The following is a 1,672-nucleotide window of genomic DNA, read 5'->3' as shown; positions in this document are numbered from 1 at the left end:
GTCCTCGGGGATGTCGAGGACGACGCTGTCCTCGGGTACGCCGACGAGTGCCAACGGCACCACCTCGTCGAGGTCGACCTCGCGGATCAGGGGCCGGACGGTGCCGGTCTGGACACGGGACATGTCCAGGAGGTTGCCGATGAGCTGGTCGAGGCGGTCGGCGCCCTCCTCGATACCCGCAAGGAGCTCGGCCTGGTCCGCCTCGGACCACTCGATGTCCTCGGAGCGCAGCGAGGTGACGGACGCCTTGATACCTGCCAGAGGGGTGCGCAGGTCGTGGCTGACGGCCGCGAGCAGGGCGGTGCGGATCCGGTTGCCGTCGGCCAGCTTGCGGGCGTGGTCGGCCTCGGACTGAAGACGTTGGCGGTCGAGGACGACGGCGGCCTGCGCCGCGAAGGCCGACAGCACGCGGCGGTCCTCGGCGGGCAGCACACGGCCCGACAGCGCGAGCGCCAGGTGATCGCCGACGGGCATGTCGACGTCCGCGTCCTCGGGGCGGGCCGGCGGACTGACATCGCCCACACTGCCCGTGCAGGTCCAGGGCTCCGTCTCGCTCTCCCGTTCCAGCAGCGCCACGGACTCCATGACGAAGGTCTCGCGCACCCGCTCCAGGAGGGCGTCCAGGGTGGTCTCACCGCGCAGCACGCTGCCCGCCAGGAACGACAGGATCTCAGACTCGGCGCGCAGCCGGGCCGCTTGATGGGTGCGTCGGGCAGCGAGGTCGACGACGGAGGCGACCGAGACCGCCACGAGCAGGAAGACGACGAGAGCGACGATGTTCTTGGGGTCCGAGAGGGAGAGGCGGTTCACCGGTGAGGTGAAGAACCAGTTCAGCAGCAGTGACCCGAACACGGCCGACGCAAGCGCCGGGAGCAGCCCTCCCAGCAGCGCCGCCGCCACCGTCAGGGTCAGGAACAGCAGCATGTCGTTGGCGAGACCGAGGCGCACGTCGACGTGAGTCAGCAGCAGTGTCAGCAGTGCCGGCCCCACTACACCGGCCAGCCAGCCCCAGATGATCCGGGACCGTTCCAGCCGTGCACCGCGGATGACGGGCAGGCCGCGGCCCTTGGCGGCCGCTTCGTGCGTGACGATGTGGACATCGAGGTCGGGCCCCGAGTCAACGGCGACGGTCGCGCCGACGCCGGGGCCGAAGATGTACTGCCAGGCCTTGCGCCGGGAGGTGCCCACCACGATCTGGGTGGCGTTCACCCCACGGGCGAATTCGAGCAGGGAGGAGGGGATGTCCTCCCCCATGACGTGGTGGAAGGTGCCGCCCAGTTCCTCGACGAGGGTGCGCTGGACGGCGAGTTCCTTGGGGGAGCCGGAAGTCAGTCCGTCGCTGCGGGCGATGTAGACGGCGAGCACTTCGCCGCCGGCGCCCTTCTCGGCGAGGCGGGCGGCGCGGCGGATGAGCGTACGGCCCTCGGGGCCGCCGGTCAGGCCGACGACGATGCGCTCGCGGGAGCCCCAGATCTTCGAAACCCGGTGCTCGCTGCGGTACTCCTGGAGGTACTCGTCGACGCGGTCGGCCACCCACAGCAGCGCCAGCTCGCGCAGCGCGGTGAGGTTGCCGGGCCGGAAGTAGTTCGACAGCGCCGCGTCGACCTTGTCGGGCTTGTAGATGTTGCCGTGCGCCATGCGGCGGCGCAGCGCATGGGGCGACATGTCGAAC

1 protein-coding gene is annotated in these 1,672 nt (G+C 70.6%); it reads right to left on the bottom strand.

Translation table 11 applies throughout. The annotated features are described in order from the left end of the window. Positions 1 to 1,672: DUF4118 domain-containing protein (locus AB0I10_RS41100; RefSeq protein ID WP_363157846.1), on the bottom strand; the 1,672-nt coding region annotated here is incomplete at both ends.

It is taken from the genome of Streptomyces sp. NPDC050636 (genome assembly GCF_040654775.1).
GTDB lineage: Bacteria > Actinomycetota > Actinomycetes > Streptomycetales > Streptomycetaceae > Streptomyces.
Note: the sequence above shows the minus strand (reverse complement) of the source record. Positions and strands in the feature narration are given on the sequence as shown.